The organism is Acinetobacter sp. YH12049, assembly GCF_013419875.1.
In the GTDB taxonomy this organism is placed as follows: Bacteria; Pseudomonadota; Gammaproteobacteria; order Pseudomonadales; family Moraxellaceae; genus Acinetobacter; species Acinetobacter amyesii.
In genome coordinates this window covers 34,170-50,105 of sequence record NZ_VOZH01000027.1, presented here as the reverse complement: position 1 = coordinate 50,105, position 15,936 = coordinate 34,170, and the positions used below count along the sequence as shown (strand labels likewise).

The window sequence follows — 15,936 nt, the reverse complement described above, 5'->3', positions numbered from 1 at the left end:
TTGTTCCATTTTAGAGATTTGTTTAAGATAAGATATAACTCATTGAGATGTGTCATAGTATTCGTCGTTAGAAAACAATTATTGTGACATTATTTCAATGAGTTATCTATTTTTGTCGTGTACAGAGGAATGATTGTTCAAATTTAGTTTTGCAATATCAGTGCCAACCTAGGTCTATGATGTCAGTTACCTAAGTACAGGCCTAAAAAAAGAGGAGCTAAGCTCCTCTTTATCCAAATATTTTTTTACTAGACTGCATGATGTGTATACCAATGTTCCGCGATATCACCACGGCGACAGATCCAGACTTTTTCATGTGATTGCACATAATCTAAGAATCGTTGTAGTGCTTTAAAACGGCCTGGTCGCCCTAAAATACGACAATGCATCCCTATCGATAACATTTTTGGCGCGCTTTCACCTTCTGCATATAGCACACCAAAAGCGTCTTTAAGGTATTGATAAAATTGTTCACCACTGTTGAAACCACCCGGTGAACAAAACTTCATATCATTGCTTTCGAGTGTATAAGGAATAATTAAATGTGGACGGGTTCGACCATTTTCATTTGTCAAACGACTCCAAAAAGGTAAATCATCACCATAGTGATCGCAGTCATATTTAATTTGCGGAAATTCAGCCAATAGCTGACGTGTGTTGGGACTGTCACGCCCTGTGTACCAGCCAATAAGCGTCTTTCCAAATAAAGCTTCAAGCACACTAATTGCCTGATCCATGTGCTGACGTTCTAGCTCTATCGGCATATCCTGATAATGTAACCAGCGTTGACCATGTGAAACGACATCATAGTTGGATTGTCTGATCGCATCGACGATATAAGGATTGCGCGCTAAAGCCATACCAACGCCAAAGATCGTCATGGGTAAATCACGTTTTTTAAATTCTTCATGAATCCGCCAAAAACCGGCTCTGGAGCCATATTCATACATCGAGTCCATCGACATATGTTTGGCAGGAAAACTGGCCGCTCCAATAATATCGGATAAGAATTGTTCTGATCCTGCATCCCCATGTTCGATATGGTTTTCTCCACCCTCTTCATAGTTCAACACAAACTGCACTGCGATACGTGCCTGATTAGGCCATACGACTTGAGGTACATCGCCATGATATCCAATTAGGTCTCTGGAATAATCCTGTTGTTGGATCTGGTCAATTAAGTCTTGCCCGCGTAAGTAGCCTGTAGTCACTTCAACTTCCTAATTTGTTATATCAAACAGTAAAAAATTAGGTAGAAGCAAGCAAATTATACGCCAATATCGTAGACGGCTAAATAACTTTTCATATCAATGACCATTGCCTTTTTTTAAAATATTGAATGGTTGCCCTGAATCATCTGCAATGATTGAAATTTGCCAAATTTCATCTATTTCTGGAAAATTCTGATGCAGTTGATCAATGAAATAGTAATAACCCTGTGTATTTTCGGTAATATAAATGATTGTATTTGAACACAATATATAGAGTTGAATCTCATCAATGGTTCCAATATTTTGGCGTACGACATCTATACTTTGAATATCTTTCCATAATATAGTTTTTGTGCTTATTTCAGGCCCAATTATAGTATATGTGAAACCATCATTAAAATATTCAAAATCACCTTTATCCTGTCTTAGACTCTCAAATTCAATTGTTTTATTCTTTATATCTTGTTTTAAATCAATTGAATCTACAAACCAAATATGAGGATGACAAATTATTGCATTCCAAATAATAAAAATACAAAGTGTAAAAAACCATATAATAGACTTCCTTCATAAATCATTTTTCAATCAATTTAATTGTTTATCTTTCACCCAATCTAAATTGTATATGCCAGCAAGTAAATTAAACCGCAGGTTTAATCTTTTACGACGATTTCTATATACACAAGATAAAATCTTAAAACATTTCATCCTTCCAAATACATGCTCTACTTGAATTCGTCTACGACCAATCTCTCTATTTAACTTTTTTAATTCAGAATCTAGTTTTTCAGTTTTCTTTGCTTTAGATGGCATGAGGCATCCAAAACCCAATTTTTTTATCCCTAAATACCCCTTATCAACGATAAAAAAGGGCTTAAATTTTAATTTCCTCATACTTTTTTTAAATATTTTAAAATCATGCATGCTTCCATGACTTCCACATACACTCAGTATTTCACCTGTTGTATAGTGCATAGATAGCTGAAATTTAAAGGTATGTCGCTTTTTTTTTACCGCTATACCATTTCTTCTGTTTTTTTTGGACGTTGAACTAATATTTCAGTTGCATCAATCACAACAACTTCCCAATCCACTTCATCTCGATTAGGAAGTTGTTTTGGCAAGTTAAATTTTCCAGAACGGATTAAGGTATCTTCAATAATACGTGTGATACGAATTGCACTCGTTTCAGATACACCGTAACTCATACCAAGATGGAAAAATGTTCGATATTCTCTCCAATATTCTATACATAAGAGCAAACGATCTTCCAACGATAATTTATGCGGTCGTCCTTTACCAATATGACCAGGTAAATGCTTATTTAGCTCGGCCAACATGAGGTTAAATGTAGCCCAACTAACACCGGTAAGCCTACGAAACTTAACGTCTGATAATTTTTGAATATCTTTGAATTTCATCCAAGGATTATCTCTTGAATTAAATAATTTTGCTGATTAATTTAAGATCAAATAAATTGTACGTTTTTTGATTTATGACGGAAGTCTATTAGCTGTAATTACTATCGTAAGCACTGCCAATATAAATAAGATAAAACCCAAATTTAGGTTTAAAAATAATATAGTTGAAGTTCTTATTGGTAGTTGTACTTTCATTGGCAACTGCTTGAATAAAATATTACCATCATTCAATTTTTCGTTATATTTAAAGTAAAAACAAATTGCCAGTATTAAGAATGATATTAAACTAATGAATGTAAAATGTTTTTCCCATATTTGCCAATTAGATAAAAAATATATAAAAATGACCATAAATATTGAAATTGAACAATACATCGTAAGTAAGGAATTTAAAAAAATATGCATTCTCATTGTTTGTTTAATCTAGTAATTTTTTAATGGTATAACTATACTTAATTATTGATAAATTTAAAGCGTCATGATGAAATGTCTTTGTAAAACTATCTCATCATGCTCTGGAAAATTAATTTTTATTTAATGATTTTTAAATAAGATTTAATATTTTTCAATGTTTTATAGGTTTAGTTACCTGCTTTCTCATAGGTATGTAGTGAATTCCCCATTGCTGAGTTAATTCACCTACAATCTCAAAGCCAAATTTTTTATAAATTTCTAAAGCATAGAAACTCGAATTTACCGTAATATGCTCAGGCTCATGCTGCATTATTACGCTTTCTATAAACTCCCACATTTGACGTCCAAAACCTTGGCCATGATATTCAGGTTTCAAGAAAAAATGCATGAGATGTGCAGGATGCACATAAGCTACATTGCCAACGATTTCTTGATTTATTTCAGCAACAAAATAATGGATTAAATCACGCTCAAAAATATGTTTGAGCATGTGGGGCTTAAAGCGCTCACGACCTTCTTCACTGCAAATAACATCATCGACAAATGGTTCAATGACTGCCGCGATTCCATCAACATCCTCTACACAGGCTGGGCGTATGATCATTTTTAGCATGTTGTTCTCTTTATAAAAGTAATCCTTAAACTTCCTCCGTCAAAGAAAATAAACTTTCTTAAAAGAGTCATTTAATGAATTATCACTTTTAGCTGTTATTTTTCAATACGTTTAAAAGTTACTTCAGCTAAATTTAAAGTAGATGTTGTACATACAATATGCAATTGTCATTCAAATATTTTTCAGCACAATTTTAAAATATATGTGAGGCATAAATGCTGAATGAATTCAGAAAACATAAAAATCCCCCACGTTTGGAGGATTTTTTACTTTATTTATTGAATAGCCATTATTTTTAATACACATCACGGCGGTAACGACCTGCTTTACGCAGTGTATGCAGTTGTTCAATGCCCAGTATCTCTTGCAAAGTGGCATCTACCGCTTTGGCCATATTCAAACTGCCGCAGATATAGAGACAAGCCCCTTGCTCTAGCCAATCAATCAATTCAGCTTTTTTTACAACTAGGACATCTTGCACATACTTTTCAGCAAATCCATCACGAGAAAATACCCGATCGATTTCTGCAATTTTACCTTGGCTTTGTAATTCATGCAGTTCATCAGCAAAAATTGCATCAAAAGCATGTTGACGTTCACCATAAATAAACCTGTTTTGATAGTGCACCGTTGCGACACGTTGCTTAAGATGTGAAAGCAAACCCGCCATTCCTGAGCCATTGCCAATCATAATTGCCGACTTAACGCCCTCTGCTAAGTCAAAATTTGGATTCGCACGAATATAGGCATGAATACATTGTCCAAGTTTTAAATCGTGCGTTAATAAACCAGAACCTAAACCTAGTTCATCGCCATGCTGCTCTTGACGTACGACGAGCTCTAAATCTTTTTAATTAAATAGAGTTTGATAATTTCACGCTTATACTAAACGACTGAATAAAGACTATAATAAAAATTAAAAATTCATTCGCCATTTGCGAAATCTTCGAGCAATCATGTCCAAAAATCTTGCAACGCTGATTGGATTCAGTGCAATCTTACAATGGTCTTCTATTGTTGGTTTACTTCAGAAAATTAGTTTCAGTATTAGCCCTGATCTTGCTGTGCTCTTTATGTATACCTTGAGCGCAATTATTCTATTGCTCTTATTTAAAATTCCAAACCTTAAACTGGTTCCGCGCCAATTTTTGATATACGCCACCCTTTTATTTGTGATTTATGAGTTGTGTTTTTCGTATGCCATTGCTTTGGCTCAAACTGCTCAACAAGCGATTGAAATCAGTTTAGTCAATTATTTATGGCCGAGTCTGACAATTGCCGCGTTAATTTTATTTAAAGAATTAAAATTTAACTTTTTCGTAATCATTGGTTTAGCCATTTGTTTGGGTGGCATCATTTTGATCCAAACGGGTAATGGAAGTTTTAACTGGTCTACAGTCTTTACGAACATTCAGTCTAATCCATTAAGCTATTTTCTTGCTTTTATGGGAGCGAGTTTATGGTCACTCTACTGTGTGATTACACGTAAATACAGTCTTGGACATAACCCTATTTCATTCTTTTTCGTCGTGATCACGATTATGCTATGGCTAAAAATGTTGATATTTCACGGTATTCCGCGAATGCCTGCCGTAGACTTACATACCGGTAAGTATATGTTAATCGTGTCCATTGTAACCGCTTTGGGTTATGCAGCGTGGAATGTAGGTATTATTAAAGGCAATATTACGATATTGGTGACTTTATCGTATTTTAGTCCGATTTTTTCTTCGGTTATTTCAATGTTTATATTACAGACACCACTGAGTTTAAGTTTTTGGCATGGTGCCATTTTGGTGACATTAGGTTCGCTGGTATGTTGGATTTCAACCAGTTGGCCACAAATTAAAGCCAGATTAATGCAATTGCGCCATGAATAATAAGAAGCAGTCACTTGGCTCATTTATCTTAAACTGAATAGCAAAACCGCGATTAGGCACAGCATATGAAGTAACTGTGTTGGTGCAAAATATAGAAAATATTTCCAGCCACCTGTGAGAAATGCATTCACACATTTTGAAATCGCATGGGCTGATAATCCAATCACCACAGCATAAACCAATGTTAAATTGTCGATATTACCTTGCATCACCACGGTTGCCATAGCTGCATGGACTTCAAAGAGTGATGCTAATAATGTCCCTAAAATTAAGCCTTTATCACCTAAAGCGAGATTTAATCCATAAACAAGTGCTTGGATCAAAGTAAGCGTGATGGCAATGATTGCCGCCTGTTTTAAGCTAAACATTCGACTATCAGTATTTTCTAACGGCATTGTTTCATTCGCCTCTACACGAAGCATTTCAGGTTCTGACTCTTTATTATGCTGAACTTGAGATGAGCCATAAATCAGATATAACGCAGTAAGGACCAATATCAAGATGCCGACGATACTTGGTATAACTAATATTTTAAACCAAGCAAAACTCACCCCAAGGACAATGATCAAAAGTTGAACCAATGTCGCAACACATGAAAAAAGTCCTGCCCCTGCATTACTTTTGGCACTGGCTTTTCCTGCTCGCACTTCCATGCCTAAGCTTGCGATTGTTGCTGTGCTCGACACAAAACCTGATGCCAAGGCCGATAAGATAATCGCTTTATCAGAAGATAGAAGCCGCTTGGCGATGTGCGCTAATGACTGCACCACCAAGATCAATATCAGTAATTTTAAAATCACATAGGGATTTAATACAGAACCCCAATAGGCCTGATTCGGCGTTAACGGTAAGGCAATTAGGATCAATGCCAGTAAAAATACACCATCTCTTAACTCATAGTCTTTGATCCAATGTGCTGCAAAATGATGTAAGCCTTTTTTTCCAACTAATATGAGGGTCAACACCACAGCCAAACACGCAGCCAATGGAATATTAAATACACAAGCAGCGCCGATTAAATAGGTCATAACAAAAGCTAGTTCTGTGGTTGTGCCAATATCTTGTTTTTGCTGGCTTAATCCATAATAGCTAAACATACTGACGACAATTGCACCGATTACACCAACAGCTAAATGGATTAAAAAACACAATGCTCCAAACAGCGCACAAATGGTAAATGAGCGTAAACCGGCAAAGCTCTGTTCACTGTCCAAATTGTTGTTACGTTGACGCTCCAAACCGATGAGCAATCCACAGCCTAAAGCCGAAGCTAAAATAGTTAACAACGCTGGGAAGGATAATGTTTGTATGAGTATTTCCAAATTTAAGCCCTCCCATCAATACATTGTTTATTTTGGCAATATAAATAAAAAATAATATAAAAATTTAACGCTAAAATTTGAAAAAAACATATAAATTGAACAACTTGAGAATTTTCAATCATGTTCAAAGTTTAGTCATACTTTAAATCATAAACAATTCCATGATAAATATGCTAGTGGACATCAAATATTTCTCATCTTTTAATTAAAAAAAATATTCGAAAATCTGACTTAAATTCGGACTTTTTTACCTTCATGTCTGTTTAAAGCACACATTAAGCCCAAATCACCATAATCGCCGCAATCACCACTAGGGCTAAACCCCAATGATCAGTTCTTGCGAGTTTTTCCTTAAAGAAATAGGCAGAGATTAAGAGGCTAAATAATATTTCGATTTGACCTAGGGTTTTGACAATCGCAACCGTTTGCATACTCATAGCAGTAAACCACCCCAAGGATGCTAGAAAGCTACAGACACTAACGCGAAAGGTCAGACCTACTCTCTCCCACATGGCAATGAGCGTTTTACGGCTAAATAGACTGAGGTACAACAGCATAATCACACATTGAAAGCCAATTACACTCAACAACACCCATGCCGCACGATGCAAAGTCGGTAAATCACTTAGCTCTAAACTGGCTTCACGAACCAATAAAGAGGTAATAGCAAAACTTAATCCACTCCCTACACCGATGCATAAAGTTGGCAGAGATAACTTTTGTCGTTGGGAACCTTTGCTTAAAAGAAAAACGGCAACACCACCGACCAAAACACCAATCCAACCAAATAAACTTAAATGTTCACTTAAGAAAATCACCCCAACAATGGCCGCAAAGATGGCTTCACTTTTCGCTAAACCTACACCGATGGCATAATTCTTTTGTTTAAAAAGTAAGACCATTAAAATCGTCGCTAAAATTTGACTTAGTCCTGCAATCACCACATAAACCCAAAACATAGGTGTAAATGTGGTTACCTGAGTCACAGGCTGTTTTTGGTACAACACAAACAAATAAATGCAGGCAAATGGGAGCCCAAAAATAAACCGTGCAAGGGTGACACCATATACATCAACAGTGGTACTGAGTTGTTTTTGAAATGCATTGCGCCATGACTGCATAAAAGCAGCCATTAAAGTGAACAAGATCCAAACTGGAAACATAAGAAAGGTGGTTTAACGGTGGATGCCTCATCAATTTACGCTTTTATTGAATTGAATGCGACCCAACAGGGCTAGATTATTCATTGAACTTGGTTATAGATTCGTTGAAAAAAATTTATTTAAAAACTTGATATTAAGAATATAGTATTTATCAAAATTTAAGTTTTTATAAAAAAATGCAAAGGCATATCACCTTTGCGTTTTGCTCTTTACCAATATTTAGTTGGTAACTTACAGTAAGTTAGCTTTCAAGTAGTACAGCACCAAATTGCTCACGTAGATCTTTTTTCAGCATTTTACCTGTTCCGCTCAAAGGAATAGCATCCACGAAAATTACTTTATCTGGCACCTGCCATTTAGCGACTTTATCTGCATAATAATCCAAAATTTCTGTATCAGATAAATCGACATCTGGCTTTTTAATTGCAATCAATACAGGACGCTCATCCCATTTTGGATGGGTTGCTGCAATCACTGCCGCCATTGCAATTTTAGGATGTCCCATAGCTAAATTTTCTAACTCAACAGAAGAAATCCATTCACCGCCAGATTTGATCAAATCTTTTGAACGGTCACTAATTTTTAAGAAACCATCCTCATTCAGGGTTGCAATATCCCCTGTATCAAACCAACCATCTGAGGTTAATGGAGACTCTGTTTTGCCAAAGTAATTGCCAATAATCCAATGCCCTTGGATCTGTAAATTACCCGTCGTTTCGCCATCACGTGCAACTTCGTGTGTACCGTTTTCTTCATCGGTAATACGTAAATCGACCCCAAATGGTGGACGACCTTGTGATAATCGTACTTGTAATTGTTCTTCTTCAGATAATAACAAATGTTTGGCTTTAAACTGGTTTGAAGAACCTAATGGACTGGTTTCGGTCATTCCCCAAGCATGAATCGTTTCACAGTTAAATTGTTCTTTAAACACTTTTAACATCGCAGGAGGACAAGCAGATCCACCCACCACATTACGCACTAAACTTTGGAGCTGACTACCCGCTTGTTGCGCAGCATTAATTAAACCCTGCCAAATCGTTGGAACACCCAATGCAACGGATACTTTATAGTCATCAATCATTTGCGTCAGGCTTGCTCCATCTAAACCTGGGCCTGGCAGCACTAAAGTACATCCCACCATTGCCGCAGCATATGGCGTACCCCATGCATTGACATGGAACATCGGCACAACAGGCATCATAATATCCCGCGCTGAGATATTTAATGAATCCGGCATACAAATCGCATAACTGTGTAAGACTGTTGAACGATGGCTATACAACACACCTTTCGGATTGCCTGTGGTACCAGAGGTATAACATAAAGAACTAGCCGATAATTCATCTAATTCTGGCCATGTATAGTCTGCAGATTGTCCCGCAATAAGTTCATCATAAAATTTAACATCTGGCACCGCTTCGACAATTGCTGCATCTGGTGCATCTAAACAAATAAAATGTTCAACAGATTTTAATAGTGGTTTTACTGCTTTGATTAACGGCAAAAAGGTTTTATCAAATAACATCACGCGGTCTGCGGCATCATTGATGATAAAAATTAATTGTTCTGGAAATAAACGCGGATTAATAGTGTGACAGACATAACCACTACCTGAAATAGCGTACCAAGACTCTAAGTGACGATGGTTATTCCAAGCGATGGTCGCAACACGATCCCCTAAATTTAAACCGAGTGATGCAAGAACATTGGCAAATCGTTTTGAATTTTTATGGACTTCACCCCAAGTGGTTTTCGTAATCGTCGTGTCTGTATTTTTTGAAATGACTAAACTATCCGCATGATAGCGACCCGCATGTTCAATCATGCTACTAATCAAAAGCGGTTTAAACATCATATTACCAAGCATTCTTTGCTCCCACATTCATCCATATTGAGTTGTTGTTTTTCCGCACTGTCCTGCAGATTTTTTAAAACTTTGCACCATGTCAAAAGTGATTATTCTTTATCGACAAGGTTAAAGCAGTAGATATGAAACGCATATCCAAAACTGATTCTTATGTTTTAACCTTAATTGATTTTAGAATCCACTGTTTTATTGCTCAAAATATGAATGCTTTAGTGGTATATAATGCAAAAATTAATAGCATCATCCCAATTCAAAATATGTTCCTATTTTGTTTTCGCTCTGTTGCTTTAAAAAATGTCGATTTCAGTTATCAAATAATTGACTGAATCAATTGGCATAAAAAAAACCCAGTCTAGATACACTGGGTTCGACGCATTAGCCGTTGTAGTTAAGTTGAAATAGTTACAGCACTTCAAACTCAATACGACGGTTTTTCTTACGACCTTCAGGCGTAGCATTGTCTGCTACAGGCTTATTTGAGCCCATCCCTTCAGTACTTAAGTTCGCCGCTGCAATATTTTTTGAAATCAGGTAGTTTTTAACTGCATTAGCACGATCTTGGCTTAAACTTAAGTTTTTCTCAGGATTCCCCGAGCTGTCTGTGTGACCAATAATTCGTACTTTTTTCCCACCGACGCGATTCAGTGCGACAACCATTTCATCTAAGATCTGTACCCCAGATGGCGCTAAAATAGCACTGCCCGATTCAAATTCAATAATACGATTACGTAAAGCCGCATTAATAATTGCCTGTTCAGCCTGATTGACAGAAAGCTGTGCATTGAAACGAAAAGGTGCTGTGACCAAAGACTGAAACTTGGTGGTCGTGGGTTGGATATCGTTTTGATTCGACATCTTGCCACTTAAATCGACTTGCGTTCCGCGAACAGAGAGTTTTCCCTGTTTTACTTTTTTTAAGTCATCATTAATCATTTGGCTTACGCTATTGCCCCAACCATTGGGTGCAGTAACCGCTCGAACCTGAATTTTATCAACCACATTTGCCTGACCATAGGTCAAATAGGCTTTATTTAATATTTCTTGCTTGGTTGCTTCATTCGGTACAGCGCCTTCAATCACAATAGGCTCTGCCCAAAGCAAAGCCGAACAGCCTAAAATGCACACACTCGCAAGAAATTTGGGCAACATTGGTAAGATTCTTTGCATCATTATTCTTCTATAAAAGTCTGTCTAAAAAGTTTAATGCCATGAATAAGGCTGATCTGACGCTCACTCAAAGACTGTTCCAAAACGGCTAAGCCTGCATTTTGTTCAAGATAAGGATCAATCCAACTGGCATCAATCAAGGAAACCCAATGATCACTTTGCATATTTTGCGTAAAAACATCACTCAGCGCAGTAATATCAGCGCCTTGAAAACCAAACAGTAAAACTGGCGAATCACTGTGTAGGATGCCAATGAGTAACTCAGCATCTTGGTTTTCGACAAAACGACTAATCAGGTTGACCCAAAAAGCCGCAATTTCATAGCAGTAACTAATATTATTGATTGGTAAGATCAGCACTTTATTCAACCGAGACGTGCCCTGATGAATAATCGGTTGTAGCAGCAAACCGAGACCAATCATGCTCTGCGCCAACTGATAAGGCGTAAAATTCAATAAACGCGCAAATGAATGCAAAGTATGGTGCTCATAAAAAGAAGAGGTTTCTTCTGTTCCGAACACTTGGATTTCGTTATTCAATCTGCCTAATTTATCGAGCAAAATATCGGGATCGCGAATAGAACGCATCACTCGGTTACGCTGATATAAGTCAATTAAGGTCTGTTTATAACGATATGGTGCATACAAAATATTATCGAAAGGATCATCGATTTCTAGCAGATGAGCCAGCACCATTGGAAATTGACGCTTTGAACTGTCTTCACTGCTAATCAAATTGGCAACCAAAAAACGCTTATCTTTTGGACTGGCAATAAAGAAATCTAATGAAGGCAGTGAGTTATACGCTGCATTAAAATTGTCTGAACGCATAGCGAACTCAAGCGCCTCCGTGATCCACTGATCGATTAACTGAATCAGTGAATATTGTTCACGGCTCTTTAAGAAGTCACCACGAGCTGGACATTTTCCATAATACAGCGGTGTCGTTCTCACTTCATACATCGTCACACTCCTTGTTCTTTTGCACGAATGCCACCGCTCTTATTTTTAAATTCATCATCATGGTGTTGCTGTTCCTTGTACAACACTCATCGGTGAAGTCGCTGGCGCTACAAGCGCTTGTCCTGCAGGCATCGTTTGCGCTGCGACGACACGAACACCTTTATTCGTCACCACTTGATCAACAAGAGTCATACCTGAATAGCCTGAACCTGTAGTTGGGCCAGATGCGTTACCACTAATCAAACGGAAGTTCACTTTAACAAACACTTTTGGATTTTGTTTGCTACGCCACACCATTTCAAATGAATTACCATTTTGTGTACGCTGAGCGCCTTCAACCAATCGGTTAATACCATATTCACCCGGCTCATCAAAAATCGTATGCGTTTGACCTTCCAAGTCAATTGCAGTAATACGTGCACCCGGAATTGCCCCTTTATTTGGCCAAACGAAGTTCACCCATTGCTGAACACCGTTTTCATACACCATACGCTGACCATCAATATCAATGGTATATGAAAGCAACTGTGTATTTTCTAATGGGAAGAACTGGAAGTTCGATTGATTGGTTGCCGCAGGTGCTGCTTGACTCAATTCCCCTGTAGCAACGCCATTACTTGGCGCAACATAGCGTTGGAAGTTCGCTACAAATTGTGGATTTAAACCAATGCCCAAATCTTTCCATGTTTTCGTGGTTAAGGTATAGCCACGACGAATCACCAATGGATCTAAATATTCTTTTACAAAGCGAGCGATACTTCCGTTTTCACCAAAAATTTGGCTAATTTCATTACTGGTTGCTTGTAAAGTTGCATTGCTATTAAATGGATATTTAGGCGCAAGATTAGTTGTAAATGGTTGATACGCCTGCATTGCCCACAACTTATTAATTTCGTTTTGAGCTGGAATCAAAAGAACTTCAAATGACTGAGTCACCGGCTGCATAAAGAGTTTTTGAATCAACTGTTGATCTAATTCATTTAGACCCACAGACATTTTTTCATCCACAAATTTTTGCGTGCTATTAAAGACAGAGCTTTGATCATTGATGGTTTGTTTCACCAATGTCATGCTTGCAGGGCCCATATCACCACCACTCTTTAAGTCATTGAACTTACTACGTACTTGACTGAGAGACAGCATGTATTCATCTAAAATAGATTTGTTTTGCTGATCATCACGTTTACGAACAAGTTGATAGAACACATCAAACTCTTTTGCAATAACACCTTGACCGGCTTTAGAAGCAACTTGCTGTGCCTGCTGCGCATCATCACGGCTGAGAACTTTACGTTTAAACCACGCAATAAAGCCTTTCTGAGGTGCAGCCAGTTCTGCTTGAACAATTGGATTATCCCAGCTGGTTTCTTTCGCTATACGGTCGACCACTTTACGAATTGGCGAATTTTCAGGTTCACCTAAAATATCGATAAAACGTGACTGCTGAGCAACATCAGCACCCTTGCCATAATGTACTGCATTTAAGAATTTACGCCATTCAGCGATATATTCCTGCTTATAAAGTTCGGTTAACTGTTTACTGATCTGGTCTGGACTACCACTAAACGTCAGGTCATCAGAGCGATTGGTATTGAGTACCCAATCTTGAGTATCCGTCGGATTATTCGCAGCTTGGTTAATCGCATCTTTTACATAATCATTCCAAGCTTGGTAAGTAAAAATACCCGGCAAGGCATAACTACCCAACATGCTGTTTTGGCCGGTTTCACCTAAAATTTGCTTCACAGTTACTGCTGGGAAACGTACCGAACCACGCATTTTAATTTCATTATAAACGCGGTCGCGTGCAGGAATACCCATGGTAACAGCCGTCAATAATTGACGTGTTTGATCAACCAATAAAGGATCAGATTCCATTTGCGGGAACGCAGGATCAGCAGCTAAAGTCATCGCATAAGATAAAACTTGTTCTGCTTTTTGAATCATTTCCCCACGTGGCATTTGACCACGATTTGAATCTAACCATGAACGCCAGAAACGAGTAACTTGGTCACTCAAATGGCTCGATTCCATATATTTATGATTGCTCATCATCAAATACGCCTTCAGTGCATTGTAGGCATCCTGAGGATTAGTATCCGATGGTTCTAAATAGGGCTGATTTGATTTCACAGCTTGAGTGATTTGCACATTGACGTGATTTTCTTTCAACGTCGCTTCATTGGCTTTAACGCGCTGTAAGTACTGCGCCATATTTTGCTGAGATGGTGCCAATACAATTTGTTGAATACCTCGTAAATACTCAACTTTGAGTTTTTCACGAATTTTATTCCCTTGGTATAAACCAAAGCTATATTTCAAAGGACGATCTTCATCAAAATGATCGAGTTGTTGTAAATGCCCTTGTAATATCAGTAATGCATCCAATTGAGTTGAAAGTTCACTTCCGCTACGGCTTTCCATTTGCACAACTTTATCTAGGTCTGCCTGAACTTCCGCCACGAGTTGTTGGTTATTACGATACGACCAAACCCACAACCCAAGCACCACAGCAACCAATAACAATGCAGCAATAAATGCCATAAAGCGCTGACGTTTACGTGCAGGATTAATATGTTGTTTAACCAGATTTTTATCTTTTAAAATGACGGTTGAAAATAGTCCTTTTAAGAAATAACCATGATCTTGCGAAACAGAATTTGTCGGAATGCCAAACTCACTATCCGTACTTTTCACCAAATGGAAATCTTCAGCAATTTGTTCGGTCATCGGACTTTCAATTACACCTTCTTGCAACGCACTGGTGAAATAGAACCCACGGAATACTGGTTTAAACTGATAAGGGTTGTCTTGAAACAACGTACCAATAAAAGTTTTTAACACTGGCTTTAAACTTTTAAACTCAAGTGGAAATGTCATTACACTTGGAGAAATATTTTGCGAATGACGACGACTCAAGTGCGTAGTACTGACGCTCTTCAAACCATCGTATAAAATTGAATAATGCTTTTCGAACATCTCAACGGCATGCTCAGATGAGTCTGGATCATAAGGCAGTGTTGCACCCCAAACTTGATCAAATTCATCCTTATCATAACAATCAAAAAATTCAGTAAAGCCGGCAATCAAATCCATTTTTGAAAAAACGATATACACTGGCGCAAAAATTTCTAAACGTTCAGTCAAATCCTGTATACGTGCGCGTAAGTTTTTGGCTAATTTGATTGATTTTTCAGGGCTTTGACTGACAAGCTCAGCCACAGAAACAATCACGATTAAACCGTTAATTGGTGCTTTAGAACGGTTTTTTTTGAGAATATTTAAGAAACCTAACCATTCTGAATGGTCTTCGGCATAAACAGAATATCGACCTGCGGTATCGAGTAAGACACCATCTGTAGAGAAAAACCAATCGCAGTTACGAGTACCACTTAGACCTGCCGACACCATTTTCTGATGAGTTTCTTCAAATGGAAATCTAAGACCAGAATTATAAATCGCTGAACTTTTACCCGCTGCTGGGTTACCAATCACCATGTACCAAGGCAATTCATATAGGGCTGCATTACCCTTTTTGTCGCCGAGTTTTGATTTACGGATAAGTTGAATCGAGTCTTTCATTTGCTGATTGATCAGCGCAAGTTCTTCTTTATTCTTTTGTTTGCCGTATTCAGCTTCATTATCTTTGGCAATCGCCTCAGCCAGCTCTTCGCCTTGCTGTTTATGACGATAATGCTGCACTAATTCATAAATACCCCACAGAATTAATCCGAGAATATAAACAGCAACCACAATGTAAAAAGTCTTTTGCGGAATCGAATTATGCATAGCCACAATGGCCACAAAAAATGACAAAGCCACCATCGCTTTAGGATTGGTGACGTACTGCCAAACATAACCGAGGATCGTATAAAATAGTGTGTTCACAATGTTCTCAATTTCGTCTTAATTC

At 37.7% G+C, this 15,936-nt stretch carries 12 protein-coding genes; 1 reads left to right on the top strand and 11 read right to left on the bottom strand.

What is annotated here, in order from left to right; all coding sequences use genetic code 11:
• Positions 1-248 precede the first annotated feature (248 nt).
• The 5 genes from puuE to FTU05_RS12535 all read right to left on the bottom strand — a co-directional run bounded on the left by puuE (position 249) and on the right by FTU05_RS12535 (position 4,350).
• The gene (gene puuE, locus FTU05_RS12555) at positions 249-1,211 is read right to left on the bottom strand and encodes an allantoinase PuuE (RefSeq protein WP_180165543.1); all 963 of its coding nucleotides are present in this window, start codon (positions 1,209-1,211) and stop codon (positions 249-251) included.
• Positions 1,212-1,796: 585 nt separating this feature from the next.
• Complete coding sequence (locus FTU05_RS12550) at positions 1,797-2,186, bottom strand: transposase family protein (RefSeq protein WP_079270576.1); 390 nt, start codon at positions 2,184-2,186, stop codon at positions 1,797-1,799.
• 41 nt (positions 2,187-2,227) lie between these two features.
• Entirely contained in the window at positions 2,228-2,551 is a 324-nt protein-coding gene (locus FTU05_RS12545; RefSeq protein WP_180165542.1) for a transposase family protein, read from the bottom strand.
• A 646-nt stretch (positions 2,552-3,197) separates the two neighbouring features.
• On the bottom strand, positions 3,198-3,650 hold the full coding sequence (locus tag FTU05_RS12540; RefSeq protein ID WP_180041450.1) for a GNAT family N-acetyltransferase: 453 nt from the start codon (positions 3,648-3,650) through the stop codon (positions 3,198-3,200).
• A gap of 304 nt (positions 3,651-3,954) precedes the next feature.
• A complete protein-coding gene (locus tag FTU05_RS12535) occupies positions 3,955-4,350 on the bottom strand; it encodes a hypothetical protein (protein ID WP_180054665.1) in 396 nt (131 codons plus the stop codon).
• A 265-nt stretch (positions 4,351-4,615) separates the two neighbouring features.
• Here FTU05_RS12535 and yddG point away from each other — a divergent pair, with 265 nt between their 5' ends.
• Positions 4,616-5,539, top strand: a complete 924-nt coding sequence (gene yddG, locus FTU05_RS12530) for an aromatic amino acid DMT transporter YddG (RefSeq protein WP_180165541.1) — start codon at positions 4,616-4,618, stop codon at positions 5,537-5,539.
• A 23-nt stretch (positions 5,540-5,562) separates the two neighbouring features.
• On the opposite strand, the gene FTU05_RS12525 is transcribed toward yddG, so the two are convergent.
• From FTU05_RS12525 to tssM, 6 genes are all read right to left on the bottom strand, one after another.
• Positions 5,563-6,861 (bottom strand): MgtC/SapB family protein, encoded by a 1,299-nt coding sequence (locus FTU05_RS12525; RefSeq protein WP_180165540.1) that lies wholly within the window; start codon positions 6,859-6,861, stop codon positions 5,563-5,565.
• Between the two features lie 275 nt (positions 6,862-7,136).
• A complete protein-coding gene (locus FTU05_RS12520; RefSeq protein ID WP_180165538.1) occupies positions 7,137-8,024 on the bottom strand; it encodes a DMT family transporter in 888 nt (295 codons plus the stop codon).
• 241 nt (positions 8,025-8,265) lie between these two features.
• Positions 8,266-9,894: a long-chain-fatty-acid--CoA ligase gene (locus FTU05_RS12515; RefSeq protein WP_180022639.1), complete on the bottom strand. Its 1,629-nt coding sequence runs from the start codon at positions 9,892-9,894 to the stop codon at positions 8,266-8,268.
• Positions 9,895-10,296: 402 nt separating this feature from the next.
• Entirely contained in the window at positions 10,297-11,043 is a 747-nt protein-coding gene (locus FTU05_RS12510; RefSeq protein ID WP_257224678.1) for an OmpA family protein, read from the bottom strand.
• 20 nt (positions 11,044-11,063) lie between these two features.
• The gene (gene tagF / locus FTU05_RS12505) at positions 11,064-12,023 is read right to left on the bottom strand and encodes a type VI secretion system-associated protein TagF (protein ID WP_180012036.1); all 960 of its coding nucleotides are present in this window, start codon (positions 12,021-12,023) and stop codon (positions 11,064-11,066) included.
• A 57-nt stretch (positions 12,024-12,080) separates the two neighbouring features.
• A complete protein-coding gene (gene tssM, locus FTU05_RS12500; RefSeq protein WP_180012034.1) occupies positions 12,081-15,911 on the bottom strand; it encodes a type VI secretion system membrane subunit TssM in 3,831 nt (1,276 codons plus the stop codon).
• Positions 15,912-15,936 lie beyond the last annotated feature (25 nt).